Annotated in this window: 23 protein-coding genes; 15 read left to right on the plus strand and 8 right to left on the minus strand. The window is 72.6% G+C overall.

Annotated elements, in window-relative coordinates; genetic code table 11:
* Positions 1–48: 48 nt before the first annotated feature.
* The 3 genes from OEB99_RS01325 to OEB99_RS01335 all read left to right on the plus strand — a co-directional run bounded on the left by OEB99_RS01325 (position 49) and on the right by OEB99_RS01335 (position 3,695).
* The gene (locus OEB99_RS01325) at positions 49–267 is read left to right on the plus strand and encodes a hypothetical protein (RefSeq protein WP_263507822.1); all 219 of its coding nucleotides are present in this window, start codon (positions 49–51) and stop codon (positions 265–267) included.
* A 142-nt stretch (positions 268–409) separates the two neighbouring features.
* On the plus strand, positions 410–1,069 hold the full coding sequence (locus OEB99_RS01330) for a hypothetical protein (RefSeq protein WP_263507823.1): 660 nt from the start codon (positions 410–412) through the stop codon (positions 1,067–1,069).
* A 658-nt stretch (positions 1,070–1,727) separates the two neighbouring features.
* Positions 1,728–3,695, plus strand: coding sequence for an NHL domain-containing thioredoxin family protein (locus OEB99_RS01335; RefSeq protein WP_263507825.1), 1,968 nt, complete (start codon positions 1,728–1,730; stop codon positions 3,693–3,695).
* A gap of 72 nt (positions 3,696–3,767) precedes the next feature.
* Here the strand turns inward: OEB99_RS01335 and OEB99_RS01340 are convergent, their stop codons facing one another.
* The gene (locus tag OEB99_RS01340) at positions 3,768–4,364 is read right to left on the minus strand and encodes a TetR/AcrR family transcriptional regulator (RefSeq protein ID WP_263507826.1); all 597 of its coding nucleotides are present in this window, start codon (positions 4,362–4,364) and stop codon (positions 3,768–3,770) included.
* Positions 4,365–4,603: 239 nt separating this feature from the next.
* Here OEB99_RS01340 and OEB99_RS01345 point away from each other — a divergent pair, with 239 nt between their 5' ends.
* On the plus strand, positions 4,604–5,125 hold the full coding sequence (locus tag OEB99_RS01345) for a DinB family protein (RefSeq protein WP_263507827.1): 522 nt from the start codon (positions 4,604–4,606) through the stop codon (positions 5,123–5,125).
* Between the two features lie 730 nt (positions 5,126–5,855).
* Here the strand turns inward: OEB99_RS01345 and OEB99_RS01350 are convergent.
* The 4 genes from OEB99_RS01350 to OEB99_RS01365 form a co-directional block, all read right to left on the minus strand.
* The gene (locus OEB99_RS01350) at positions 5,856–6,593 is read right to left on the minus strand and encodes a hypothetical protein (protein ID WP_263507828.1); all 738 of its coding nucleotides are present in this window, start codon (positions 6,591–6,593) and stop codon (positions 5,856–5,858) included.
* Positions 6,594–6,783: 190 nt separating this feature from the next.
* On the minus strand, positions 6,784–8,286 hold the full coding sequence (locus OEB99_RS01355) for an amino acid permease (RefSeq protein ID WP_263507829.1): 1,503 nt from the start codon (positions 8,284–8,286) through the stop codon (positions 6,784–6,786).
* Positions 8,283–9,086, minus strand: a complete 804-nt coding sequence (locus OEB99_RS01360; protein WP_263507830.1) for a GntR family transcriptional regulator — start codon at positions 9,084–9,086, stop codon at positions 8,283–8,285. Before OEB99_RS01360 ends, OEB99_RS01355 begins: the two co-directional genes overlap by 4 nt.
* Positions 9,083–10,486, minus strand: a complete 1,404-nt coding sequence (locus tag OEB99_RS01365; protein ID WP_263507831.1) for an aspartate aminotransferase family protein — start codon at positions 10,484–10,486, stop codon at positions 9,083–9,085. Before OEB99_RS01365 ends, OEB99_RS01360 begins: the two co-directional genes overlap by 4 nt.
* Before the next feature lie 426 nt (positions 10,487–10,912).
* Between OEB99_RS01365 and OEB99_RS01370 the strand changes: the two genes are divergently transcribed.
* From OEB99_RS01370 to OEB99_RS01380, 3 genes are all read left to right on the plus strand, one after another.
* Entirely contained in the window at positions 10,913–11,926 is a 1,014-nt protein-coding gene (locus OEB99_RS01370) for a phosphotransferase enzyme family protein (protein ID WP_263507832.1), read from the plus strand.
* 7 nt (positions 11,927–11,933) lie between these two features.
* Entirely contained in the window at positions 11,934–12,653 is a 720-nt protein-coding gene (locus OEB99_RS01375) for an HAD family hydrolase (protein WP_263507833.1), read from the plus strand.
* A 148-nt stretch (positions 12,654–12,801) separates the two neighbouring features.
* Entirely contained in the window at positions 12,802–14,199 is a 1,398-nt protein-coding gene (locus tag OEB99_RS01380) for a sugar porter family MFS transporter (protein ID WP_263507834.1), read from the plus strand.
* Between the two features lie 53 nt (positions 14,200–14,252).
* On the opposite strand, the gene OEB99_RS01385 is transcribed toward OEB99_RS01380, so the two are convergent.
* Positions 14,253–14,777 (minus strand): SecDF P1 head subdomain-containing protein, encoded by a 525-nt coding sequence (locus tag OEB99_RS01385; RefSeq protein ID WP_263507836.1) that lies wholly within the window; start codon positions 14,775–14,777, stop codon positions 14,253–14,255.
* 217 nt (positions 14,778–14,994) lie between these two features.
* Here OEB99_RS01385 and OEB99_RS01390 point away from each other — a divergent pair, with 217 nt between their 5' ends.
* Genes OEB99_RS01390 through OEB99_RS01400 form a run of 3 tightly spaced genes read left to right on the plus strand, consistent with a single transcriptional unit; the run spans position 14,995 to position 16,812 of the window.
* A complete protein-coding gene (locus OEB99_RS01390; protein ID WP_411910648.1) occupies positions 14,995–15,315 on the plus strand; it encodes an ArsR/SmtB family transcription factor in 321 nt (106 codons plus the stop codon).
* A gap of 5 nt (positions 15,316–15,320) precedes the next feature.
* Positions 15,321–16,244, plus strand: a complete 924-nt coding sequence (locus OEB99_RS01395) for a cation diffusion facilitator family transporter (protein ID WP_263507838.1) — start codon at positions 15,321–15,323, stop codon at positions 16,242–16,244.
* 46 nt (positions 16,245–16,290) lie between these two features.
* Positions 16,291–16,812, plus strand: coding sequence for a GNAT family N-acetyltransferase (locus tag OEB99_RS01400; protein ID WP_263507839.1), 522 nt, complete (start codon positions 16,291–16,293; stop codon positions 16,810–16,812).
* Between the two features lie 64 nt (positions 16,813–16,876).
* Here OEB99_RS01400 and OEB99_RS01405 read toward each other — a convergent pair whose 3' ends face one another.
* Both OEB99_RS01405 and OEB99_RS01410 read right to left on the minus strand, forming a co-directional pair.
* Positions 16,877–17,500 (minus strand): VOC family protein, encoded by a 624-nt coding sequence (locus OEB99_RS01405; RefSeq protein ID WP_263507840.1) that lies wholly within the window; start codon positions 17,498–17,500, stop codon positions 16,877–16,879.
* 132 nt (positions 17,501–17,632) lie between these two features.
* The gene (locus OEB99_RS01410; RefSeq protein ID WP_263507842.1) at positions 17,633–18,802 is read right to left on the minus strand and encodes an RsbRD N-terminal domain-containing protein; all 1,170 of its coding nucleotides are present in this window, start codon (positions 18,800–18,802) and stop codon (positions 17,633–17,635) included.
* Between the two features lie 123 nt (positions 18,803–18,925).
* Between OEB99_RS01410 and OEB99_RS01415 the strand changes: the two genes are divergently transcribed.
* The 5 genes from OEB99_RS01415 (at position 18,926) to OEB99_RS01435 (ending at position 25,609) form a co-directional block, all read left to right on the plus strand.
* The gene (locus OEB99_RS01415) at positions 18,926–21,190 is read left to right on the plus strand and encodes an aminotransferase class III-fold pyridoxal phosphate-dependent enzyme (RefSeq protein ID WP_263507843.1); all 2,265 of its coding nucleotides are present in this window, start codon (positions 18,926–18,928) and stop codon (positions 21,188–21,190) included.
* 37 nt (positions 21,191–21,227) lie between these two features.
* Positions 21,228–22,820 (plus strand): xylulokinase, encoded by a 1,593-nt coding sequence (locus OEB99_RS01420; RefSeq protein WP_263507844.1) that lies wholly within the window; start codon positions 21,228–21,230, stop codon positions 22,818–22,820.
* Between the two features lie 40 nt (positions 22,821–22,860).
* The gene (locus OEB99_RS01425; RefSeq protein WP_263507845.1) at positions 22,861–24,099 is read left to right on the plus strand and encodes an MFS transporter; all 1,239 of its coding nucleotides are present in this window, start codon (positions 22,861–22,863) and stop codon (positions 24,097–24,099) included.
* Positions 24,096–25,058, plus strand: a complete 963-nt coding sequence (locus OEB99_RS01430) for an alpha/beta fold hydrolase (protein WP_263507846.1) — start codon at positions 24,096–24,098, stop codon at positions 25,056–25,058. The genes OEB99_RS01425 and OEB99_RS01430 overlap by 4 nt, the downstream gene beginning before the upstream one ends.
* Positions 25,059–25,135: 77 nt before the next feature.
* Positions 25,136–25,609 (plus strand): CoA-binding protein, encoded by a 474-nt coding sequence (locus OEB99_RS01435; RefSeq protein WP_263507848.1) that lies wholly within the window; start codon positions 25,136–25,138, stop codon positions 25,607–25,609.
* Positions 25,610–25,677 lie beyond the last annotated feature (68 nt).

Here is a 25,677-nt window from a genome sequence, read left to right on the forward strand (position 1 = left end):
AACGGGTCGCCGCCGGCGGTCGCGACCGGGTGGAGACGAGGTGCCCCGATGGCCGACCTGCAGCGAGCCCGCCTCGCGAAGTCACGGCTGCGCGAGCACCTGCACGGTGCCAGCGGGGTGTGCGGCGTCGGTGTCGTCCCGCAGCGCGACGGATGGGCTGTCCGGGTCAACGTGACCGAGGAGTCCGACCGCGCGGGTGTGCCGCGTGAGGTCGCGGGCGTCGAGGTCGAGGTCCGCGTGGTCGGGTCGATCCGCGCGGGGGCGTGAGTCGACGAGCGTCTGCCCCGCGCACCCTGGGCCCGGCACGCGCCGCGTGCCCGTGTGTCGTGACCCTGCCGGTCCCGGTCGATCCGTCGTGCCGCTCCGCCGGTCCCACCGATCCGTCGCCTCGCCCCGCTAGCGTCGCGCCATGACTTCCTCCGACCCTGGCAGCCCTCAGCCTGCGTCGCCCGAGCAGCGAGCCCGTGAGGACGCCGCGATCGCCGACTTCTGGGCGTGGTGGACCTCCACGGGTCGGGTGTGGGCGGCGCGCCTGTTCGACGGCGACGGCGACCCGGACGAGCTGAACGCGCTCGCGGACGACCTCACGGCGCGGGTCACCGCGATCGCGGACCTCGCGTTCGAGACCGGCCAGGGTCGCGTGGCGCGCCACATGCTGGTCGTCACCGCGGCCGGCGATCCCGACCTCCGCGACGTCGCGGCCCGTTGGCTCGCTGCCGCCCCCGCACCGGACGACGCGTTCGAATACGCGACCGGACGCCAGCCGGTCCCGGACGCCGAGCACCTCGTGATCGAGCTCGGCGAGTGGCCGGTGGCGCTCGGCGAGGCGGCCGTCGCCCTGACCGAGGAGGCCGGCAAGGTCCACGTCGTGGTGTCGCACCCCCGCTTCTCGCAGATGCCGGACGACGCCCGCGGCCAGGTCGCGTTCCTCGTCCTCGACGCCCTGCTCGGTGAGGAGGCGGTCGAGGACTACATCGGCGGCGTCTCCTGGTCCCCCGTCCGCGCGCCGGACGCCGTCGCGCTCACCGACCTCGTCGCCGTCGTCGACCGCCTGCGCGCCCGCAGCTGACACCGCGGGCGTCCCCGCCCGTGCCGTGTCCCACCGGAGCCGGCGCGGGAGCGGCCCCACCAGAGCTGGCGTGGGTGTGCCCCGGCCGGACTTGGCGCGGGCGTGCCCGCATCTGCGGAAACGCTGGGGTCACGGTGTTGTTCGCTGATTCGTGCATCCGCTGACGCAGAAGTGGCCACGCCCCGGCGTGAGCTGACCATCCGGTCCGTCTCGCCGGGACGTGGGTCTGCCCAGCGGACGTCTCAGCTGAGGTGGTGCCCATGGCTGCCGACCGAGTCTCGGGAGTCTCGCCTGAGGTGGTGCGCATGGCTGCCGACCCGAGTCTCGGGAGTCTCAGGTGATCTGGTGCACGTTGCAGTCGACCCGAGTCTCGGGAGTCTCAGGTGATCTGGTGCACGTTGCAGTCGACCCGAGTCTCGGGAGTCTCGGCTGAGGTGGTGCGCATGGCTGCCGACCGAGTCTCGGGAGCATCAGGTGATGCGGTTCTCGCGGAGATGCACCGCCCCCTTGGCGTACTCGTCGATGCGCATCTCGGGTCAGCCACGGACCGTGTGTCGGCTGATTCGCGTCTCGGAGACACCATCAGCCGGTCCCACGTACCGGCTGATGTGGGTCATCGACTCGGGGCAGGCCCGGACCGGGACGTAGCCTTGCGGCCGTGACCGACGCGCCAGCCCGCCTTCCCCGCGTCCGCGCCTCGGAGCTCGTCGGACGAGGCTGGCTCAACACCGGGGGTGAGGCGATCTCCCTCGCCGAGCTCCGCGGCAAGGTCGTGGTCCTGGACTTCTGGACCTTCTGCTGCATCAACTGCCTGCACGTCCTCGACGAGCTGCGTGAGATCGAGGCGAGGCACCGGGACGTGCTCGTCGTGATCGGGGTGCACAGCCCGAAGTTCGTGCACGAGGCGGACCCGGTCGCTCTCGCCGCGGCCGTCGAGCGGTACGAGGTGCACCATCCCGTCCTCGACGACCCCGAGCTCGTCACCTGGTCCGCCTACACCGCCCGTGCCTGGCCGACCCTCGTCGTGGTCGACCCCGAGGGCTACGTCGTCGCCCACATCGCAGGCGAGGGGCACGGGCACGCGATCGAGGCGCTCGTCACCGAGCTCATCGCCGAGCACGATGCGAAGGGGACGCTGCACCGCGGTGACGGCCCCTACGTGCCGCCGCCGGTCCAGCCCTCCACGCTCCGGTTCCCGGCCAAGGCGATCCGCCTGCCCGGCGGCAACCTGCTGGTCGCCGACGCAGGCCACCACAGTCTCGCCGAGCTCGAACCCGACGCCGAGACCCTGGTCCGGCGGATCGGGTCGGGCGAGCGCGGCCTTCTCGACGGTCCGCCGGACCACGCCAGGTTCTCCGAACCGAACGGTCTCTGCCTGGTGCCCGACGAGCTGCGCGGCCGGCTCGGCTACGACGTGCTCGTCGCCGACACCGTCAACCACGCGCTCCGCGGTGTGCGGCTCGCCGACGGCCACGTCACGACGGTCGCGGGTACCGGCGAGCAGTTCATGGTCGGCGGACAGGAGAACGTCGCACCCGGTCCCGACGGCACGCCGTGGGTCGACGACCGCACCGGCATGACCTACGACTCCGACCCGCGCCACGTGCGGCTCTCCTCGCCGTGGGACGTCGCGTGGTCCGCCGAGCTCGCGGCGTTCGTCGTCGCGATGGCCGGCACCCACAGCATCTGGGCGTTCGACGACGAGCAGCACCAGATCCGCCGGATCGCCGGGACCATGAACGAGGGCCTGGTCGACGGCCTCGGCGACGGTGCCTGGTTCGCGCAGACGTCCGGTGTCGCGGTCGGCCCCGACGGGCGGATCTGGCTGGCCGACTCCGAGACGTCCTCGGTGCGCTGGCTCTCCCCGACCCGCACCCCCGTCCCGGCCGACGCCGCAACCCCCGGCGACCTCACCGGTGCCGTCACCGTCCACACCGCCGTCGGGCACGGTCTCTTCGACTTCGGCCACCGGGACGGCCCCGCGGACCAGGCGATGCTGCAGCACCCGCTCGGCGTCGCCGTGCTGCCCGACGGCTCGGTCGCCGTCGCCGACACGTACAACGGCGCGATCCGCCGCTACGACACCCCCAGCGACACCCTGACCACGCTCGCCACCGGCCTCGCCGAACCGTCGGGCATCGTCGTCGACGCCCACGAGGACGGCACGCTCGACCTGCTCGTCGTCGAGTCCGCGGCGCACCGGCTCACCCGCGTCCGGCTCCCCGCGAAGCTCGCCGGCGAGATCCTCGACGCCGGTGCGCACCGCACCGCACGCCCCGTGACCGAGGTCGGCCCCGACGAGCTCCGGCTCGAGGTCGCGTTCACCCCCGCGCCCGGCCAGAAGCTCGACGACCGCTACGGCCCCTCGACGCGGCTCCAGGTTTCGGCCTCACCACCCGGTCTCCTGCTGGAGGGCCACGGCGACGGGACGGACCTCGTCCGCACGCTCCGGCTCGACCCCGCCGTCGGCGAGGGCGTGCTGCACGTCACGGCCCAGGCCGCGTCCTGCGACGACGACCCCGCCATCGAGTTCCCCGCCTGTCACCTCGCCCAGCAGGACTGGGGTGTGCCGGTCCGGGTCGTCGACGGAGCGGAGCGGACGTTGCGCCTCCCGCTGCTCGGGTGAGCGCCCGGTCCGAGCCGCGGACGGAGAGCTGAGCCCAGGCTCAGACCGTGACCGACGCCCGAGCGCCCGGGCTCAAGCCGTGACGGACACCTGAGCGCCGAGCGCGCGGAGCACGAACTCCTCGGTGGCCGCGACCGCGTCCGGGTCGCCGTCAGCGGTCGCGCGCGTCGACAGGCACGCGTTCACCAGCGACACCGTGGTGTTCAGCGGCTGCTCGGCGAACGAGCCGTCCGCCATGCCGCCCTCGAGGATCCGGCGCAGCACCGTCGCCACGAGCTCGGCGTGCGAGCGGAGCTGGCGCTGGGTGGCCGGCGAGACCACCGAGCGCAGGTCGGGCCCGGGCGAGAGCCGGTAGACCCGCTTGAGCTGCGCCTGCCGGCGCACGTAGGTCCGCATCTGCTCGACCGGGTCGTCGATGCCGTGCAAGGCGTCCTCGAGGTTCGCGACGTACTCCTCGGTCTCGTACGTCATGTACGCGAGCAGGAGGGCTTCCTTGTCCGGGAAGTGGTTGTACACCGCGGTACGTCCGACGCCGGCCTTGGCGGCGATGTCCGCCAGGCTGATCGCGTCGAAGCCGCGTTCGAGCATCAGCGTCGCGAGCGCCGCGAACAGCTTGATCCGCGTGCGCTCGCGGTGCTCGGTGAGCGAGCCCCCGATGATCTTGGGCACCCGACCATTCTCCCACTCCCGCCCTGGGACCTCCGCATAGTGCCGGTGCGGGTCGTGCGAGAAGGCCTGATCGGTCGGCACGAGCGGAGTCGGTCGCCGAGACGGTTCGGGGCGGTACCGCACGTGGCGGGCCTCTCCGTGACCGTGCTCAAGGGTGCGTATCGTGCACCCGGGCCCAAGGCCGCCGCCCCCGCCTCAGCCGTGGTCCCAGCCGCGGCCGCAACCGATGGAGACCCTCGATGAGCGAGATCACGCCGGACACCAAGGACTGGACGTGGGTGCTGCAGCAGCCCTGTCCCGAGTGCGGGTTCGTCGCCGCCGACCTGCCGGGCGACGAGGTGCCGGCCGTCGTCGCGGAGTCGCTGCCGCGCTGGGTCATGGCGCTCGCGCGGCCCGATGCCCGTGAGCGTCCGCGGCCGGACGTCTGGTCGGTGCTGGAGTACGCGTGCCACGTGCGCGACGTGTTCCGGATCTTCGACGAGCGGCTGCACCTCATGCTCGACGAGGACTCCCCCACGTTCGCCAACTGGGACCAGGACGCCACCGCGGTCAGCGAGCGCTACGGCGAGCAGGACCCCGTGGTCGTCAGCGGAGAGCTCGTCGAGGCGGGCCGCACGGTCGCGCACTCGTTCGCGACCGTGCCCGACGACGCGTGGGGCCGGGTCGGGCTCCGCAGCAACGGCTCGCAGTTCACCGTCGAGACGCTCGGCCAGTACTTCGTGCACGACCTCGTGCACCACCTCCGTGACGTGGACGCATAGCAGGCGGGTGACTCCGTCGTGCACAAATTTCGTGCACAGGGGTGTGCATCTCGGCCGTTTCCGCAGGTCGAACTGTGGACGACGTTGTGACTAACTCTTGGTGCGAAATTGGTCTCCGGAAGGCCTTGCAGCCCCCTCCGAGGCGGGACTAGAACTAAGTCATCGGCAAGGACGGATCGTCGGACCGAACGGGGAGACCCGGGAGGTTCCAGCCGGGGCAACCCGGAGGGAACGGCGGACCGGACCTACCGGCCCGGTCGGAGACCGGCGAACCTGCTTGGTGGGGCAACCTGCCGGGCATCTGGTGAGGCAACTCGCCGGGCTGTGGATGACGACGCAGGGTTCGTACGGACCGTTTCGGGTTTGTTGTCGCTGGGCCACCAGCTCGCGGTTCGCCGTGGAGCGACGGGTTCGCCGCATCGTCAGAGCGGGGCCGACGTGATCGGGTAAAACCGGACTCGTCAGAGGTCGCGGCACACAGCAAGGCCCCTCAGACGCTTACTCTGAGGGGCCTTTGCTGTGCCCCCAGAGTACGGGCGGACGGTGAGCGGACCGTGTCCGACACGCGGGGGTCGAGTGAACAGATCCCACCACTGGCGCCGTCGGTCGGCGCGCGTCGCGGCTGCCGCACGATCCGGGGATCCGTCGGCAGGACGTCACCCGGCAGGGTCCCTCGACGGGACGTCACACCGGGTCCGTCGGCAGGACGTTGCGCGACGTCGCTCGGCGGTCAGCCGCAGCCGAGGATCGACGAGCCCGCCACGAGGATCACCGGGCTGTCCGGCGAGTCGTCCTCGGCCCAGTAGAACAGGGACCTCGCGCCGGTACCGGTGACCTCGACCTGGAACACCTGGTAGTTGTCCAGCAGCTCGGCGGGCTGGGCGCCGGGGAGGGCCGTGACATCCGACCACGGCGAACCGATCGTGACGTCCTGCGGGAGCCCGATCCGGTACGGCACGGGCTCGGCCTGGGTCACCGTCCAGGAGAAGAGCGCGTCCGCCAGGACGTTGATGACCACGCCGCCGTAGCTGAGCTGGTCCACGTCCGCGACGCCGCAGGTCTCCGGGAACGGGTCGACGCTGGCCGGCGTGCCGAGCAGTGCCGTGATCGCCTCGGTGGCGTCCGGGGCGTCCCACGCGATGTCGCCGACGCCGTCGGCGCTCAGCTCGACCGGTGCGTCGTCGGCCGAGCCCGCCAGCGGGGCGGGGGCCATGCCCGGGTCCGTGGTCCCGGTGCCGTCGCCGTCAGCCGCGCCGCTCGACGAGCCGCCGTCGGTCGACGAGCCGCCGTCGGTCGACGAGCCGGCACCGTCCGAGGATCCGCTGTCGCTCGAGGACCCGGGGGCGCTGCTCGTCGTGGAGGTCGCGCCGTCCGTCGCGATCCCGTCGACCGACGCGGGCCCGTCGTTCGCGCAGCCGCTCACCGCGAGCGCCAGCGCGAACGTGGCGACGAGGGCGGTGCGCCGCATACAGAGCCTTCCGACAAGTGCCCTTCCACTGTGGCACAGGGGTGGGTCCGTCATGCGTCCGCCAGGAGTCACGGTTGTGACACGGACCTGTGCGAATCGACGGCCACGGCGGGGCCGCGCTCGCCGGAACGAGCACGGCCCCGCCGTATGGTGCGTGGCCCGCGCGGTCTCGCGACCGCGGGCACCGGTCTCAGCCGGCCGGGGCGACCGCCGGGGTGCCCGCCACGTCGGCGTCGACCGGCGCGGTGTCCAGACCCCCGCTCATCGCGTACTCCTCCTCCGGCGACAGCACCAGCCTCGACCGCCCGACCAGGGCGAAGGCGATCAGGGCGATGATGAACACCGCCGCGATGGCGTAGATGGCCAGGCGGTAGTCGGGGTTGACCATGATGCCGATGAAGATCATCAGGGCGAGCCCGCCGGCCACGACGGCCCCCGGGATGCCCACCGGCGAGCGGTAGGGCCGCTCGGCGTCCGGGTGCTGACGGCGCAGCAGGACGAACGACACCATCTGCAGCAGGTACGCGATGACCGCGCCCCACACCGCGATGTTCAGCACGATCGAGCCCGCGGCGTCGCCGCCGAACTGCACCAGGAACAGCGCCGCGATGCCGACGAACGCACCGGCGAGCAGCGCCGCCCACGGGGTCTTCCGGGACCCGGTCAGCGACAGCACCTTGGGGTAGTAGCCCGCACGGGACAGCGAGTAGACGTTGCGGCCGTAGGCGAACATGATCCCCTGTGTCGAGGCGAGCAGGCCGACCAGGGCGAACGCGGACAGCACGGCGGCGATGTCGGAGTTCGGGAAGATCGCCCGGAACCCGTCGAGCAGCGGCTCGCCGGACGAGCCGATCGCCTCGGCGCCGAGCACCGCCGGGTTCAGCACCATGACCAGCCCGCCCGAGACGACCAGCGTGATCATGCCCCAGATGCCGGCCCGCGGGATGTCCTTCGACGGGGTGTGGGCCTCCTCGGCCGCGAGCGGGAGCTCCTCGATGCCGAGGAACAGCCACATCGCGAACGGGAGGGCGAAGAAGACCGAGCCGACCCCGAACGGCAGGAACGCCGAGCCGCCGCCCTCGGGGGTGATGTCGAACAGGCTGCCGAAGTCCAGCTGCGCGGAGAACAGGGCCGCCACGCTGAAGATCGCCAGGACGGCCAGCGAGATGATCGACACGACGATCGCGAACCGGAACGAGGTCTCCGCGCCGGCGGTGTTCAGCGCGAGGAAGACCCCGTAGAGGATCACCCACCACACCCACTGCGGCAACGAGACCCCGGCGAGGTCCATCGCGATCGCATCGGCGTACTGCGCGGAGAAGAAGACCACGACGGCGGTGGTCATCACGTACTCCACCGTCTCGGCGAGACCCGTGACGAAGCCGCCCCAGGGTCCCATCGCCTTGCGGGCGAACGAGTACGCGCCACCGGTGTGCGGCATCGCCGCGGACATCTCGCCGATGCTGAACAGCATCCCGAAGTACATGATCGTGACCAGGATCGTGGCGATCAGGAAGCCGCCCCAGCCGGCGGTCCCGATGCCGAAGTTCCAGCCGGAGAAGTCACCGGAGATCACCGCTGCGATCCCGATGCCCCACAGACCCCAGAACTTGGCGTGCCGGCGTAGCTCGCGCTTCTCGAAGTACCCGGTCTCGGCTTGGGCGTACGTGACGCCCGCTGTGGAGATGCTCATCGACTCTTCCCTTCGGTGGCGGCCGGCGTCCGCTCGCCGGCGGTCGGTGCGGTGGTGGGCATGGCGTGGGAGGGCTCGGGATGGGTGACGGTGCGCCCGTAGCGACGCAGGTGGAACCGCATGCGGTCGGCGAGGAAGACCTCCTCGCCGATCTCGATCGGGCGTCCCCGCTGCCCGGTCGCCGCGCGGCGCACGCGGACCACGGGGGTGCCTGGTGGTACGCCGAGCAGCTCGGCGTTCTCGGGGTCGGCGGCGTCGACCTCGAGCGTCTCGTCGCTGTAGGAGGGCCACACGCCGTAGACGGTGCGCAGCGTGGAGTACAGCGAGGAGAGGTCCTGGTCGCCCAGCCCGGGGAAGAGGTCGGCGGGGAGCACCGACGACTCGACGGACAGGGGGTGGCCGGCCGCGCTGCGCAGCCGGAGCAGCTGGTGCACCGTGGCGCCCTCGGGCAGGCCGAGCAGCCGGCGCTCGCGCGGCCCGGCCACGGCGAGCGCGGCGCGCAGCACGACGGTCGTGACCTCGATGCCCTGGTAGCGCGCGATCACGGGCAGGGACTCGGTGGTGTTCAGGTGCCGCTCGATCCGGCCGTCGGCGACCAGCACGCCGCCGGCCCGGCCGATCACGCGGCGCACCGCGCCCTCGTCCTCCAAACGGGTCAGGGCGGCCCGCAGCGCAGCGCGTGGCACCCCGAGGGCAGCCGCCAGCGACCGTTCGTCACCGACCCGCTCGCCCGGCTGCAGCTCCTCGGAGCGCAGCAGGGTCCGCAGGCGGACGTAGGCGATCGCGGCGGCGTCGTTCACCCGCGGGCCTCCCGTTCCGGCTCGGCGACCGGCCCCAGCTCCGCCAGTGCGGCGCCGAGCTCGGTGAGCAGGCGGTCCAGGTCGGCCTCGTCGAAGGCCAGCGGCGGGCGCAGCTTGAGCACGTTGCCCGGGCCGCACACCGAGGTGAGCACGCGGCGCTCGCGCAGCGCCTCGACGAGGTCCAGCGCGCCGGCGACGTCCGGGGCGCGTGACTCGCGGTCGGTGACCACGTCCACACCCACGTACAGGCCCGCGCCGCGGATGTCGCCGATCCGGGGGTGGTCGGCGGCGAGAGCGCGCAGGCCGTCGAGCATCTGCGCGCCGACCCGCAGCGCGTTGCCCTGCAGGTCCTCCTCGCGCATCACGTCGAGCACGGCCTGCGCGGCCGCGATCGAGACCGGGTTCCCGCCGAACGTGTTGAAGTACGGGATCGACTCGCCGAACGTCGCGAGCACGTCGCTGCGCGCCGCGAGGCCGGACACCGGGATGCCGTTGCCCATGGGCTTGCCCATGGTCACCAGGTCGGGGACCACGCCGTGTCGCGCGAAGCCCCAGAAGTGGGTGCCGGTCCGGGCGAACCCGGGCTGCACCTCGTCGGCGATCAGCACGCCGCCGGCGCGATGCACCACCTCGACCGCCGGAGCCAGGAACGAGGGCGAGACCGGCTCGGGGTAGACCCCGTCGGAGGAGAAGATCGAGTCGACCAGCAGGGCGGCGAACCGCGTGCCGTGCCGTTCGAGGTCCGCGATCGCGCGGGCGACCTGATCGGCGAACCAGGTGCCGACGTCCGGCTCGGAGTCCACCCAGCCCGGCAGGCCTGACGGCGGAGAGAGGCGGTAGGCGTCCGGGGCCGGCACCAGCCGGACGTCGGCACCGAGCGGCTGGGCGGTGCCCAGCGCCGGCGACAGCCCTGAGGTCAGGGCGGTGTTGCCGTGGTAGGCCTCGGCGCTGACCACCACGCCGGTGCCACCGGTGTGTGCCTGGGCCACCCGGACCGCGAGGTCGTTGGCCTCGGAGCCGGTGCACAGGAACATCACGCGGTCGATCTCGTCCGGCAGCAGCGACAGCAGGTCCTCGGAGTAGCCGACGATCGCGTCGTGCAGGTACCGGGTGTGGGTGTTCAGCGTCGCGGCCTGCTCGGCCATCGCGGCGACCACCCTCGGGTGTGCGTGGCCCACCGACGCGACGTTGTTGTAGACGTCCAGGTAGTCGTGCCCGTCGGCGTCGGTCAGGTGCGCGCCGTGCCCGGCGACCAGGTGCACGGGGTTGCGGTAGAAGAGCCGGTACGACGGGCCGAGGACGGCTCCGCGCCGGCGCACGAGCTGCGCGGTGGCCTGCGGCAGGGCGGCACCGTCAGCCCGGAAGCTGTTGGTGTCCATGATCGTCGACCGGGTTGCCACGTGACCTCCTGCTCCTGGCCGGACGGGCGGACGGCGGAGAGCGCGAGTCGGCTCGTCGCCGCCCGTCGTTGGGCCGTCGGGGTTCCCGTCAGGCGGTGCGCACGCCTCGTTCGGGGTGCGCGTCGCTGCGGGATCTCGTCCTTGCTGATGGGCCGCCCGGCCCTCCGCTGTGGACGTGTCAACGATGGCCGATCACGATCGCCGGACGGGAGAAGGCTTCGTAAGGAACGCGTTACGCGAGCAGCCGCTTGTGTAAATGGCCGGTCACACGAACGGGCCTCAGTTACGACCTCGTGACGGCTCACCCCAGGCTCTTGCCGGGCGGGTTCGCGCGGGTGCAACCTGCACGCGGCCGCCCGCCTCACCGCCCCGACCCGCGGCGCAGCGCCCCGACGCGCTCCCGCTCACACCGCCATCGAGGGGCTCATGACCAGCACCGCCGACGTCTCGCTCGACGTCTTCGACCAGCTGAGCAAGGGCGACGCCGCACCGGCGTGGCTCACCGACCTCGTGGTCCAGGCCTGGGGCTTCACCGCCCACGAGGTCGAGGTCACGCTCATCACGGTGTCCGAGAACGCCACGTTCCTGGTGCGCGTGGACGGCGAGCCGTACGCGGTGACGCGCGTCGCACGCCCCGGCTACATGGCCGGCACGGACGCCTTCGAGTCCGAGGTCGCCTGGGTCGCGGCGCTCTCGGCGGACGGCGTGGTGCCCGTGCCGCAGGCGCTGCCCACCCTGAACGGCACCTACACCGCGACGACCGGCCCGTGGACCTGCGTCAGCTACAAGTTCGTCCCGGGACAGATCCTCGAGGACGTCTCCGAACCGGTGCCGCACTACCGCGAGATCGGCCGGATGACCGCGCGCCTGCACGAGCACACGATGGGCTGGCAGGAGCCTCGCGGGTTCACCCGGCACTCCTGGCAGATCGCCGACATGATCGGCCCGGCGGCCCGGTGGGGACGCTGGGAGGGTGCCGGTCAGGACGACCGGCTGCTGCGCCGCGCGCAGGAGGCCGCGCTCGCGGTGATCGCCGACGCGCCGCGCGGCCCGGGTGCCTGGGGCCTGATCCACGCCGACCTGCGCCCGTCGAACATCATGGTCGACGACGGCGGGCTCACTGTGATCGACTTCGACGACTGCGGGTACAGCTGGTACCTGTACGACTTCGCGGCGGCGTTGTCCTTCATCGAGCACGTGCCGGAGGCACCGGAGATGGCGAGCGAGTGGGTCGAGGGCTACTCCGAGATCCGGCCGCTGACCCGCGGTGACCTGGAGACCGGGTGCGCGCTGTCGATGATCCGCCGCCTGCAGATGTTCGGCTGGACCACGACGCACCGTTCCGACGCGCTGCCGCCCGAGCTGTGGGACGCACAGGGTTCGGGCACCACGGAGGTCGCCGAGCGCTACCTCCGGTCGGCCACCTGGCTGCTGGAGTAGGGAGGGGGTGAGCGCGACGCGGAGCCTGGCGCTGGACGTCGGCTGGCCGGCCGGGACGGCCGAGGTCGACGCGGTCCTGGTGGACCTGGACGGCACGCTGCTCGACACGGAGCCGGTCTGGTCCGCGGTCGCGCACGCGCTCGCGGACCGTCTCGGCGCGACGTGGTCTGACGAGGACGACCTGCGGATCGTCGGCTGGAGCGTCCCCGCGGTCGCGACCCTGCTGCGCGAGCGCGGGGTGCCGTGGGGCGAGGCGCGGGTGGTCGACGCGCTGCACGACGCGGTGGCCGAGCGGCTCGCCGCGTCCGGGGTCGTGCCGTGGCGTGAGGGCGCCCGTGAGCTGCTCACCGCCGCGCGGGCGGCCGGGCTGCCGACCGGGCTGGTGACGATGAGCCATCGACGGCTGACCAGGGCGGCCGCGGACCGGTTCGACGTCGTGGTCGCGGGCGACGAGGTGTCCCGGCCGAAGCCCGACCCGCAGGCGTACCTGGTCGCGGCCGCGATGCTCGGTGTGGACCCGAGCCGCTGCCTCGTGGTCGAGGACTCGCCGACCGGGGTCGGGGCGGGGCTGGCCGCGGGTGCGTGGGTCGCCGCCGTGGACCCGGCGCAGGACGTGAGCGGGGTCGCGGCGCGGATCGGCGGCGGGGCGGTGGAGCGGCTGGTCGAGGTCTGGCTGCCGGTGCTCGCGGCGCACCTCGACGCGGGCGCGCCCGACCGCGTCGCCTGAGCGCGTCGCCTGAGCGCGTCGCCTGACCGCAGGCGGGCCGGCCGCTGCCCGGGAGCGGCACCGCCCGGGGCCGGCCGACGGCCGCGACCGTGCAGGTCACGCGCCGGTTCTCGTTCCGCTCGGATGCCCCCTGTGCCATGCTCGAACCGTGAACGGGGGGCGCACCGCCAAGGTCGTCGGGTTGGCCGCCACTGCAGCGCTGGGTGGCCTGCTCTTCGGGTATGACTCGTCGGTCATCAACGGGGCCGTCAGCGCCATCGGCGAGGAGTTCTCGCTCGGGTCGGCGGCCCTGGGCTTCACCGTGGCGTCGGCGCTGCTGGGCGCGGCCGCCGGTGCCTGGACGACGGGCAGCATCGCGGAGCGGTTCGGCCGCCCGCGCACCATGGTCATGGCGGCGACGCTCTTCACCGCCAGCGCCGTGCTCACCGGGTTGTCGCAGAGCATCGGCTTCCTCATCGTGTGGCGGGTGGTCGGCGGGTTCGCCGTCGGCATGGCGAGCGTCATCGCCCCGATGTACATCGCGGAGATCGCGCCGGCGGACATCCGCGGGCGTCTCGGTTCGCTCCAGCAGCTCGCGATCGTCAGCGGGATCTTCGCGTCCCAGCTGGTCAACCTCGGCCTGGTGAACCTGGCCGGCGGCGCGGCGGGCAACGACCTGTGGGGGCTCAGCGCCTGGCGCTGGATGCTCGTCGTCGAGGCCGTCCCGGCTATCGCGTACGGGTTGCTCGCGTTGCGGCTCCCGGAGTCGCCGCGCCACCTGGTCGCCGAGGGGCGGGACGCGGAGGCCCGCGACGTGCTCGCCCTGTTCAGCGACGACCCGGGCGCCGAGCTCACCCGGATCGAGGAGTCGCTCGCCGGCGACGCGAAGCCGCGGTTCGCCGACCTGCGGGGGCCGGTGCTCGGCCTGGCCGCGATCGTCTGGGTCGGCATCGTCCTGTCGATGCTGCAGCAGCTCACCGGCATCAACGTGGTCTTCTACTACTCGACCGCGCTGTGGGAGGCCGTGGGGGTCGACACCAGCCAGGCGCTGCTCATCTCGGTCGTCACGGCCGCGGTGAACATCGGTGGCACCGTGCTGGCGATCGCGATCATCGACCGGGTCGGCCGCCGGGTGCTGCTGCTCGCCGGGTCCGCGGGCATGACCGTCGCGCTCGCGGTGACGGCGTGGGCGTTCTCCACCGCGACCGTGGACGCCTCGGGTGCCGCGGCGCTGGACGCGACGCACGGGCTCGTGGCGTTCTTCTCGGCGAACACGTTCGTGTTCTTCTTCGCGTTCTCCTGGGGCCCCGTGGTCTGGGTGCTGCTCGGCGAGATGTTCCCGAACCGGTTGCGCGCCGCGGCCCTGGCGGTCGCGGCCGCCGTCCAGTGGCTGGCGAACTTCGCCGTCACGCAGACCTTCCCGTGGCTCGCCGAGAACCTGGGGCTGGCCGTCTCGTACTCGCTGTTCGCGGCGTTCTCCGCGGTGTCGCTGTGGTTCGTGCTCCGCTACGTGGCCGAGACGAAGGGGCGTGCGCTCGAGGACATGGGCTCGGGGGTCGCGGCCTGACCGGGTGGCGCGCGTAGGACGCTGTGCGGAGGTGGCGCCGCCGCGCGAGGCGCCTAGGAGGCCTCGCCGTGCAGCATGGCGACGACCACGACGGCCTCGTGGCTGGACCGCATCGCGAGCTCGATGTCGCGGAGGGTGACCGGAGCCATCACGACGGGCGCGCCGATGACTTGTCCGTCGACGAGGAGCGCGACCTGCTGGCCGCTGAGGTCGTTCGTGATGCGGGCGAACTCGTCGGCGCCGTCCGAGGTGAGGGTGATGTTGACCTGGCTGGATCCGGGGGTGACCTCGTGCGCGGTCGCCACCGTGGCCTCGCCCAGCGTGGGTCCGAGCTCGTAGGTGGTGGCGTCGTCGATGTCGCAGGCGCGGCCGGCGCCGCCGGAGGTGAGCGGCGGCTCGGTGCAGGTGCCGTCGGTCGACGACGTGACGAGCCGCAGCTCGATGGCTCCCGGCAGGGCTTGGGCGTGCCACCAGCCCCACGGCGACAGACCCACCGCGACGGTTGCGGCCACGAGGCCCGCGGCGACAAGGGCAGCCGTCCGGATGCCGGGTCGGCGCCGCGTCGTGTCATTGCCCATCGAGCTCACTCCCCCTGGCGGTGCGGTGATCAGGAGCCAGCATGCACCCACGTCGGGCCCGGCGTGCCGGTTCGGGTGCCCGGCGTGCCGGTTCGGGTGCCCGCCGGGCTGGCTCCGCCGGGGCGTCCCGTGGCAACATATGAACATGTCTTCAGATGTCGATGATGTTGTGACGGATCCTGCGCCGGACCGGCGCGGGGAGACCGACCAGTCCGCCCTGCGGCAGCTGCCGTCCGACGCGGACGTCGAGGACACGGCGGACGTCTTCGGGCTGCTGTCCGACCCCGGCCGCCTGCGGTTGCTCGTCGCGCTGCTCGACGGCGAGCTGTGCGTGAGCGACCTCGCCGCGGTGACCGGGCTCAGCGAGTCGTCGGTCAGCCACGCGCTGCGGCTGCTCCGGGCGCACCGGGTGGTGGCGGTGCGGCGCGCCGGGCGGATGGCGTACTACCGGCTCGAGGACGGGCACGTGCGGATGCTGCTCGACCTCGCGTTCACGCACACGGAGCACACCGAGGCGATCCACCCGGAGCGGAGCTGAGCACCGTGGGTCACCCGCACGCCGTCCACGCACCGCACGGAGCAGCGCCCGGCTCGCCGCCCGCCGATCGGCGCTACCTGCTGGGTGCGCTCGCGCTGATCCTCGCGTTCATGGTCGGCGAGGTCGTCGTCGGTCTGGTCGCGGACTCGCTCGTGCTGCTGTCCGACGCGGCGCACATGCTCACCGACGCGGGGTCGATCGGCTTGGCGCTCGTCGCGATGCGCCTCGCCGCGCGGCCGCCCAGGGGCGGGTACACCTACGGGCTGCGGCGGGCCGAGATCCTGTCCGCCCAGGCCAACGGCCTGACCCTGGTCCTGCTCGGCGCCTGGTTGGCGTACGAGGCGATCCATCGGCTGCTCGAGCCCCCGGACGTGACCGGGCCACTGGTGCTCGCGACCGCGCTGGTCGGCGTCGGGGTCAACCTGGCGGCCACCTGGCTGCTGAGCCGGGCCAACCGGACCAGCCTCAACGTCGAGGGAGCCTTCCAGCACATCCTCAACGACCTGTACGCGTTCATCGCCACGGTCGCCGCGGGCGTCGTGATGACCTGGACGCCGTTCGCGCGCGCCGACTCCATCGCGTCGCTCGTGGTCGTGGTGCTCATGCTCAAGGCCGGCGTCAGCCTGATCCGGCAGTCCGGCCGGGTGCTGCTCGAGGCGGCGCCGGAGGGGCTCGACCTGGCGGAGATCGACGACGCGGTGCTCGCGCGCGCCGGCGTCGCCGAGGTGCACGACCTGCACGTCTGGGAGATCACCTCCGGGATGACGGCGGCCTCCGCGCACGTCCTGGTGTCGCCCGGTCAGGACTGCCACGTCATCGGCAGGGACGTCCGCCGGTTCCTCGCCGAGACGTACGGCATCGAGCACGCCACGTTGCAGCTCGACCACCAGGACGGCGCGGGCGGCTGCGGGGGCGCGCACTGCAGCTGACCGGGTGCGGGGAGCGACGGGGCCGGGGTCGGTAGGGTCGCCACTCGTGTCGCGCTATGCCGAGTACCAGCCGGACGCGCACGGGACCGACGACGGTTCGGTGGTCGTCCGCAGGGCCGTCGCGCAGGACGCGGCCGCGATCGTGGCGGTCGACGCGACGCGTGAGCCACGACCCGCGTCGTACCTGGACCGGGTGGCCGGCCAGCTCGCCCGGGAGGACGCGATCCACGTCGTCGCCGAGCACGTCGGTGAGGTGATCGGGACGTCGGCCGTGAAGATCTGGCCGCAGCCCACCGATGCGCCGGCCGGCTGGTACGTCTCCGGGATCACCGTGGTGCCGTGGTGGCGCCGCCGCCGGGTGGCCGACCGTCTGCTCGCGCTCGAGCTGGGCAGCCCCGAGCTGACCGGTGAGCCGGTCTGGAGCGTGGTCAACGCCGGCAACCGGGCGTCGCTGGACCTGCACGCCCGGCACGGGTTCGTCGAGGTGGCCAGGGCGGCGACGTTCGCCGGGATCGAGTTCACCGGCGGTGCGGGGGTGCTGCTGCGACGCGAGCCAGGAGGCGGCTGAGCCGCATCGTCCGGGTCCGCGAACCGAGCCGGACGACGCGTCGTGGCGCGGCGTGGGCTCTCGCTCAGTCGGCCACCTCCCACCGGAACCCGTCCGGGTCGGTGACGTCGCCGGCCCGTCCGCGCAGCACGATCCGGCGCGACCCGGTGCCTGCCGGGTCGACGCCGAGGTCCTTGGCCGCGGCGCGGCGCGGGTACAGCGCCAGCTTGATGCCGTCCCCGGCGGACGCGAACTCCACGTACTTGCTGCCGAAGCTCTTGCCCACCTCGAGCCCGTGGCCCTCGTAGAACCGCCGGGCGGCCTTCACGTCGCCGGCGCCGAGCAGCAGGACGAGGTCGTCGTAGGCCATCGCCGCGGGGCCGGAGTCCTTCTTCGCCGACGTCGCGATCTTCCAGAGCGCTCCGTCCGGTGCCTGCACGACGGCGCCGTAGCCCCAGAAGCTTCGTGCGGCCGGCTTCAGGGCTGTGGCCCCACCGTCGAGGGCAGCGCGGGCGAAGGCGTCGACGGCGCCGGGCCCGGACACCACCAGCGAGAGCCCGAAGCCTCGGAAGCCCGCGGTCGGGGTCGCAGCGGGCCGGACATGGACCCGGTCGGCGACGCCCAGGGAGGCGTAGAAGTCGGTGGCTGCGGCGACGTCGTCGACCTCGAGGACGACGGAGTCGATGGCGGGAGCGGTGGTCGTGGTCATGGGATCGACGCTAGGTCGCGGTCCCCGGGGCGGGCTTCTCGATTCCTGACCGATGGGCTTCGGAACGGCGGGCGGTGGCACCGGCCACGTTCCCTCCCGGTAGGGGAACCGGATGGGCCCCGCCCGCGGGCCCTAGCGACGCGAGCGGTCCGCGAGGACGACCGCGAGCTCGAACCGCACGTCGGGGTCGTCGAGGTCGTCGCCGAGCAGCTCGTGGAGCTGACGGACCCGGTAGCTCACGGTCTGCGGGTGGATGCGGAGCTCGTCGGCGACGGCAGCCCGCGAACCCCAGTGGCGCAGCCAGCTGTGCAGCGTCTCGAGGTGACGCTCCCTGGTCGACTCGCGCAGCGCGGCGAACGGCGCGAGCCGGCGCTCGCTGAGGAGCGCGAACGCGGACTGCACCCCCCGCAGCGCCAGCGTCGCCAGATGGTCCTCCGCGAAGACCGGGTCGTCCGCGTCGGCTCGGTCGGACGCCAGCTGAGCCGTGAGCTCGGCCAGCCGGACCGCCTGGGGCACCCGCGCCCAGTCGACGGTCACGCCGATCACGGCGCCCCGGCCTCGCATGGCCCGCTCGAGCTGACCGCGTGCGGCCGGCCTGCTCCGGCGGAGGAGCAGGACGGAGTCGCGTTCGCGCTCCAGCACCACGGCGTCGTCGCGGTAGCGGAACTGCGCCTGCCGGGTCTGCTCCAGGGGGAGCAGGATCGGGACCACGGCGTCGATCCGCCGCCAGCCGATCCCCTCGGCCGCGGCCTGGACCGCCCGCTCGGGCGCGCTCCCCCGGACCAGCATCTCGGCCAGCAGGCGGCGCCGCCGGTCCTGCTCGCCCGCCTGCTCGCGGAGCTGCAGCGTGAAGCCCTCGGTGGTCGCGGCGACCAGCTCGTCGACGTACGCGGTGACCGCGTCCGACAGGTCGACCAGGTCCTCGGTGCCCGGGTCCCGAACCTTGGCGAGTGCCCGGGAGATGACCCGGAACATCACGCGCGCCGAGGCCCGGAGGGCCGACACCAGGGTCTCGGGCGGGCGGTCCTCGCGCGCCTCGGCCGCACCGAGGTCCACGAAGGTCTCGCGCACGCCGGCCGGCAGGGCCGGCGCGTCGGTCCCCACCAGGTCGGCGAAGCGCTCCAGGGCGGCGTCCACGCCGCGTCGGACGTCCAGGGCGACCTTGGGGTCGTCGACCCCGATCGACACGGTGATCTCACCGGCGACCGCATCCCCGAGCTCCGACATGCGGTCGTGCAGTGCCGGGACGAGATCGGTGGGCAGCCGTTGCCACGGCGTCGGGGACACCACGCGGCCGGCCATCGACGGATTCTATCAACGCGTGACAACGTGACGCCGAAAGGATGGGCCCGGAGGAACGAAGGAATCGCCGTTTGAACACGAAATGATAGAAGCGCCGAGACCCGGTCGTCCTAGGGAGATCTCATGGAGCACGCCATGTCACGCCGGCACGTGGTGGACATGTGCCGGACGATGCTGGAACGGGGCTACCTGAAGGCGACCGAGGGCAACGTGTCCGTGCGGATCCCGGGCAAGCGTCTGTACGCCGTCACCCCGAGCAACTACGACTACGAGAAGATGCGGGTCGAGGACGTCTGCATCGTCGACTTCGACGGCAAGCACGTGACCGACGAGTCGGAGCCGATGCTCGCGCCGTCCATCGAGGCCGGGATGCACGCCAACATCTACCGGGTGCGCCCGGACGTGAACGCGATCGTGCACACCCACCAGCCGTACGCCTCGGCGCTCGCCTTCCTCCGGCGCGAGATCCCGGCGCTGACCGACGAGCAGGTCCGGTTCCTCGGCAAGCGGGTGGCCATCGTCGACTACGCACCCGCCGGGACCGGCTTCCTGGCGAAGAACGTCGAGAAGAAGGTCGCGAGCGGCGACAACGCCTTCATCATCGCCAACCACGGCATCGTCGCCCTCGGCACCGACCCCGACCGGGCCGTGTTCAACATGGCGCTGCTCGAGAAGGTGTCGATCGCCTACCTGCTGAGCCTGCTCACCGAGTCCGGCAAGGTCTACACGATCCCCGACTGGGTGCGAGAGATCGCCTTCACGAAGCTGCGCAAGGACGAGAAGCGGATCGCTGCGCAGATCACCGAGTCGGTGTCCCCCGTCCGGGTCGCGGCCGTCGAGGAACTCCCCAGCGCCGACGCGGCCGCGGCCCGGATCCTCGGCGAGGAGTCGCCGCAGCCCGAGACCCGCCTGATGGAGGTCCCCGGCAGCGAGTCCGCGCGGCTCGGCTACGCGATCAGCGAGTACCCGGACGTCGAGGACACGATGCAGCGCCTCAAGGCGCTGCTGGCCCAACCGGTGCGCGGCCTGCGGCACGACGCCCTGCTCGACGTGCTCGACTACTTCGAGTCCAAGTGCACCGCGAGCCGGGAGATCACCGATCGCGCCAAGTCGCGCATCCCCGGCGGCGTGCAGCACAACCTGGCGTTCAACTACCCGTTCCCGCTCGCCATCACCAAGGCCGAGGGCGCGTACCTGACCGACCGGGACGGCAACACCTACATCGACTTCCTGCAGGCCGGCGCCCCCACGATCCTGGGCAGCAACTACGGGCCGGTGAACGAGCGGGTGGCCGAGGTGGTCGGTCAGTCGGGCCCGGTCACCGGGCTGTTCCATGAGTACGAGCTCAAGCTCGCCGAGTCGATCCACCGCTACATGCCGCACATCGAGATGTACCGGTCGCTCGGGTCGGGGACCGAGGGCGTGATGGCCGCGGTCCGTGCGGCCCGCGCCTTCACCGGGCACTCGATGGTGATGAAGGTCGGCGGCGCCTACCACGGCTGGTCCGACTCGATGGTCTACGGGCTGCGCGTGCCCGGCACGTTCCGGATGAACGCCAAGGGGATCCCGTTCGGCGCGACCAGCCACACCCGGGAGGTCTTCCCGCACGACCTCGGCGCGCTGAAGCGCAAGCTCGTCGAGAACCGCGCCCGCGGCGGGACGGCCGCGGTGATCGTCGAACCGCTCGGGCCCGAGTCCGGGACCCGGCCGGCGCCCTACGACTACAACGCCAAGGTGCGCGAGCTGTGCGACGAGTTCGGTGCGCTGCTCGTCTTCGACGAGGTCGTCACCGGCTTCCGGGTCGGGATGGGCGGCTGCGCCGGGTACTTCGGCGTCACGCCGGACCTCACCGTGTTCGGCAAGGCCGTGGCCGGTGGGTACCCGATGGCCGGCGGGGTCGGCGGCCGGGCCGACGTCATGGCCGTGTTCGGGTCCGGCATCGACGGCAAGTCCGGTGCCCACGTCCAGGTGGGCGGGACGCTGTCCGCCAACCCGCTGTCCTGCGCCGCCGGGTACTTCGCCATCGAGGAGATGGCGAGGACCAACGCCCCGGTGATCGCCGGGCGGGCCGGCGACCGGCTCACGAAGGGGCTGCAGCGGCTGATCGACAAGCACGGGCTGCCGTACGTCGCGTACAACCAGGGCTCGATCGTGCACCTGGAGTCCAGCGGCGTGATGCTGCTCGACATGCACAACCCGGTGAAGCTGCTCAAGGAGAAGAACACCCGCAAGGAGCTGATCGAGCAGATGGGCGCGGCCTACGCGGCGCACGGCATCATCACGCTGGCCGGGTCGCGGCTGTACACGTCGATGGCCGACACGGACGCCGTCATCGACGACGCCCTGAGCCGGTTCGACGAGGTCTTCTCCCTCGTGGAGGGCGTCTAGTGACGCGCAGCCAGAACCCCGGCGCCGCGGGGCGCGGATGAGCGACGACCGCTACGTCCTCGGCGTCGACCTCGGGACCGGAGGCCCCAAGGTCGCGCTCGTCGACGTCGCGGGCAACCTCGTCGGCCACGAGAAGGAGCGGGTCGGCCTGATCCTGCACCCCGGCGGCGGCGCGGAGCAGGACCCCCAGGCGTGGTGGGACGCGATCGTCGCGTGCACCCGCCGGCTGCTCGACCGGCTCGAGGTCGACGCGGGGTCGGTGGACGCGATCTGCATGAGCGGCCAGTGGGGCGGGCTGGTCCCGGTGGACGCGAGCGGTCACCACCTGCACAACGCCCTGATCTGGATGGACGCCCGCGGGGAGAGCTACTCGCGGGCGCTGACCTCGGGCGGGATCACCGTGCCGGGCGCCGGGTACAACGCGCGGGCCCTGCGCCAGTGGATCGCCAAGACCGGTGGGGTGCCGTCCCGCTCCGGCAAGGACCCCGTGGGTCAGGCGCAGTGGCTGCGCCACCACCGCCCCGACGTGTACTCGGCGGCCACCTACCTGCTCGACGTGCCCGAGTACCTGACGATGCGGCTCACCGGTCGCGCGGTCGCCGGGTTCGACACGGCCGTGCTGCGCTGGTGCACCGACAACCGCGACCCGGCCGACGTCCGCTACGACCCCGACCTGGTGCGGCGCGCCGGCTTCGACGTCGACAAGCTGCCGGAGCTGGTGCCACCGGCCACGGTCGTCGGGACGCTCACGCCGGAGGCCGCGGCCGAGCTCGGGCTGACCCGGGACGTCCAGGTGGTGGCCGGCACCGGCGACACCACGGCCGCCGCCGTCGGCTCCGGCGCGGTGGAGGACTACGCCGCGCACCTCTACATCGGCACCTCTGCCTGGCTCACCTGCCACGTCCCGTTCAAGCGCACCGACCTGCTGCGCAACATCGCGTCGCTGCCCGCCGTGGTGCCGGGTCGCTACTGGGTGGCGACCGTGCAGGACGTCGCCGGCAAGGCGATCGACTGGCTGATCGAGAACGTGGTCTACCCGGACGACGTCATGGGCGACGGCACGCCGCCGCCCGCCGACGCGCTCGAGCGGCTCAACGCGCTGGCCATCACCTCACCGCCCGGCGCGAACGGCGTCGTGTTCGCGCCGTGGCTCAACGGCGAGCGCACGCCCGTCGACGACGCGACCGTGCGCGGCGGCTGGGTGGGCGTGTCGCTCGAGACGACCCGGGCCGACCTGGTGCGGGCCGCGTTCGAGGGCATCGCGCTGAACGCCCGCTGGATGAAGGAGGCGGTCGAGCGGCTCGTGCACGACGAGCTGCCGGACGGCTTCCCGGCCGTCACCTACATCGGCGGCGGCGCCCAGTCGGACCTCTGGTGCCAGACCCTGGCCGACGTCCTCGGCTGCACCGTGCGTCAGGCCGAGGACCCGGTGCTCGCCAACGCGCGAGGGGCGGCATTCATCGCCGCGATCGGCATCGGGGCGCTGGCGTGGCCCGACGTCCCGGGCCTGGTCCGGATCACCCACCACTACGAGCCGGACCCGGCGGCTGCCGCCGTCCACGACCGCAGCTACCGGACGTTCACCGACCTCTACCGGAAGGTCAAGGGCCTGTACCGCCGCCGGCGGTGACGGCCGAGCACGTACGCCAACCAGCCCAGAGGGAGACGCCGTGAGCTCGGAGCATCCGTTGAACGGGTACCGGTTGTACGGGTACCGCTGGGTGGTGCTGGCCGTCTTCATGCTGGTCAACGTCACGATCCAGATCCTGTGGATCTCGTACGCGCCGATCACCGGTCCGGCCGCCGAGTTCTACGGCGTCTCGGACCTGCAGATCGGTCTGCTGGCGATGACGTTCATGATCGCCTTCATCCCGTTGTCCATCCCTGCGTCCTGGGTGATCGACACGTACGGCTTCCGGGTCGGGGTGGGCATCGGTGTCGCGCTGATGGGCGTCTTCGGCCTGCTCCGCGGGTTCGCGGGCGACAGCTACGGGCTGGTGCTCGGGGCGACGATCGGTGTCGCGGTCGCCCAGCCGTTCCTGCTCAACGCCTGGACCACGGTCCCCGCCAAGTGGTTCCCGGTCGGCGGGCGCGCCACCGCGGTCGGGCTGGTGACCCTCGCCAACCTGGTCGGCACCGCGCTCGGCATGGTGCTGACGCCCGTGCTGATCGAGTCGATGTCGATCCCGACGGTCCAGCTGATCTACGGCGCGGTGGCCGCGGCCAGCTCGGTGGCGTTCCTGGCGCTGGCCCGCGAGCGGCCGCCGACACCGCCCGGCGAGAGCGGGTCGGAGGTGCGCGCACTCGCCCTCGAGGGGCTCCGGCACGCGCTCACGGTGAAGCCGTTCCTGCTGATGCTCGGCGTCGCGTTGATCGGCCTGGGGATCTTCAACGGCATCAACACCTGGATCGAGAACATCATCCGGCCCCGGGGGTTCACCCCGACGGACGCGGGGGCGCTGGGTGCCGTGATGATCCTCGGTGGGCTGGTCGGCGCGGTCGTGATCCCGGCGCTGTCGGACCGGCAGCACAAGCGCCAGCGGTACCTGATGATCGCCGTGGTCGGCGCGATCCCGGGGCTGCTGGGGCTGACCTTCGCCACCTCGCCCGCGCTGCTCTACGGGTCCGCGTTCGTGCTCGGCTTCTTCCTGGTCAGCGCGCTGCCGGTCGGCATGCAGTACGCGGCCGAGGTCACGTACCCGACCCCGGAGGCCACCTCGAACGGTCTGATCCAGCTGTTCGGGCAGGGCGCCGTGGTGTTCGTCTACGTCATGGAGGCGATGCGGAGCGCCGACGGTTCGTTCACGCCGTCGCTGCTGCTCGCGGCCGGGCTGCTCGTGGTGAGCGCCGGGCTGGTGACGCGGATGCCGGACCCGGACGAGGTCCGGGAGCGGGTGCCGGCGGGGTGACCGGTGCGGGCGGGGGTGAGGCGCTCGCCGGCGGGGCGACCGGTGCGGGCCCTGGTGCGGGTGAGCCACGAGTCGGCGGTCGAGGTGGCGGACCCGAGCCGTTCGCCGTCCGCGAGGGGCTCGCGCGCTACGTGTTCGGTCAGGGCCCGCCGGTGCTGTTCATGCCGGGGCCGCACCGCTTCCAGCGCCCCGGCCTGCGCAGCGCGGACGCGCTGATCGACGGTCTGGTCGCGCTCGGGCGCTCGGTGGTGACGTTCGACCCGCCGGGATCGGGGCGATCGACGCGCCCGGCTCACCTGGGCATGGCGGAGATGCACGCCTGCGCCCTCGAGGCCCTCGACGCGGCCGGGGTGACCGGCCCGGTCGACGCGCTCGGGCACAGCATGGGTGGGCTGACCCTCCTCGCGTTCGCGCTGGACCACCCCGACCGGATCCGAAGGCTCGTGCTGGTCGGGACCGGCCGGGGTGGTGGTTCGTACCTGACGGCGCCCGGGTCGCTGTGGAGCCGCAAGCACCGGGCGTTCCCGGCGGTCGCCGCGCTGGGCAGCGTGCACCTGGTGGTCGGACGGCTCGGCAGCGAGCGGGTGCTGAACAACCTGATCGAACGGCACTCGTTCGTCGACCGCGGACTGTGCCGACCCGCGCCGGTGGAGTGGCGGGACTGGTTCAGGCCGCGCCGGGGTCGTGCGGACTGGCACCGGATCGCGCGGAAGCTGGACTACGGCCCGCGACTCGGCGAGCTGGACCTGCCGGCGCTCGTGCTGTGCGGCGCGCAGGACCCGCAGTTCCCGCCGGCGTGCTCCGCCGAGCTCGCCGGCGGCATCCGGGGCGCTCGGCTCGAGCTCTTCGACGCGAGCGGTCACTACCCGTTCATCGAGGAGCCGGAACGGTTCTGGGATGCCGTGGGGGCGTTCCTCGGCGAGCCCACGGTGCCGGGCGAGCGGGCAGGCGTGGACTGACCGGACCTTGGCCCCGTGCGGGTGCGAGCCACCGGGTGCAACGCTGGCGTGCCGGTATGCCCACGCGGAGGTGCGATGTGAAGCTCAAGGACGCGGCCGACGACTTCCTGACCTCGAAGCGGATCGCCGTGACCGGCGTCTCGCGCACCCCGGGCAGCCACGGCGGCAACGTGGTCTACCAGCGCCTGCGCGAGCGTGGTTACGAGGTGTTCGCGGTCAACCCGAACGCCGAGCAGGTCGAGGGCGACCCGGCCTTCGCCGACCTGTCCTCGATCCCCGGCGGGGTGGACGCCGTGGTCGTGGCCACCGCACCGAAGCACGCCGACGAGACGGTTCGTGAGGCGTGCGAGCTCGGCGTCACCAAGATCTGGATGCACCGCTCGATCGACGCGGGCAGCGTCTCCGACACCGCGACCCGGTACGGCCGCGAGCACGGTGCGACGGTCATCGACGGCGGCTGCCCGCTGATGTTCGGGGCCGCGTCGGACGGTGGGCACCGGATGATGTGCCGGGTGCTGACGCTGTTCGGGCGGGTGCCGCGGCAGGTGTAGGGCGACGCACCATCGCGTCGAAAATCGCTCGTCCCTGGCAGCGCGCAGCCCCGATCATGATCGCCGCA

This window comes from Actinotalea endophytica (assembly GCF_025717005.1).
Taxonomy (GTDB): Bacteria; Actinomycetota; Actinomycetes; order Actinomycetales; family Cellulomonadaceae; genus Actinotalea.

Bases quoted from the DNA above. Each gene is read 5' to 3' on its own strand.
- OEB99_RS01355 (WP_263507829.1), bottom strand. From the start codon at position 8,286: ATGAGCATCTCCACAGCGGGCGTCACGTACGCCCAAGCCGAGACCGGG.
- OEB99_RS01325 (WP_263507822.1), top strand. From the start codon at position 49: ATGGCCGACCTGCAGCGAGCCCGCCTCGCGAAGTCACGGCTGCGCGAG.
- OEB99_RS01405 (WP_263507840.1), bottom strand. From the start codon at position 17,500: ATGACCACGACCACCGCTCCCGCCATCGACTCCGTCGTCCTCGAGGTC.
- OEB99_RS01410 (WP_263507842.1), bottom strand. From the start codon at position 18,802: ATGGCCGGCCGCGTGGTGTCCCCGACGCCGTGGCAACGGCTGCCCACC.
- OEB99_RS01345 (WP_263507827.1), top strand. From the start codon at position 4,604: ATGAGCGAGATCACGCCGGACACCAAGGACTGGACGTGGGTGCTGCAG.
- OEB99_RS01370 (WP_263507832.1), top strand. From the start codon at position 10,913: ATGACCAGCACCGCCGACGTCTCGCTCGACGTCTTCGACCAGCTGAGC.
- OEB99_RS01350 (WP_263507828.1), bottom strand. From the start codon at position 6,593: ATGCGGCGCACCGCCCTCGTCGCCACGTTCGCGCTGGCGCTCGCGGTG.
- OEB99_RS01420 (WP_263507844.1), top strand. From the start codon at position 21,228: ATGAGCGACGACCGCTACGTCCTCGGCGTCGACCTCGGGACCGGAGGC.
- OEB99_RS01385 (WP_263507836.1), bottom strand. From the start codon at position 14,777: ATGGGCAATGACACGACGCGGCGCCGACCCGGCATCCGGACGGCTGCC.
- OEB99_RS01330 (WP_263507823.1), top strand. From the start codon at position 410: ATGACTTCCTCCGACCCTGGCAGCCCTCAGCCTGCGTCGCCCGAGCAG.
- OEB99_RS01415 (WP_263507843.1), top strand. From the start codon at position 18,926: ATGGAGCACGCCATGTCACGCCGGCACGTGGTGGACATGTGCCGGACG.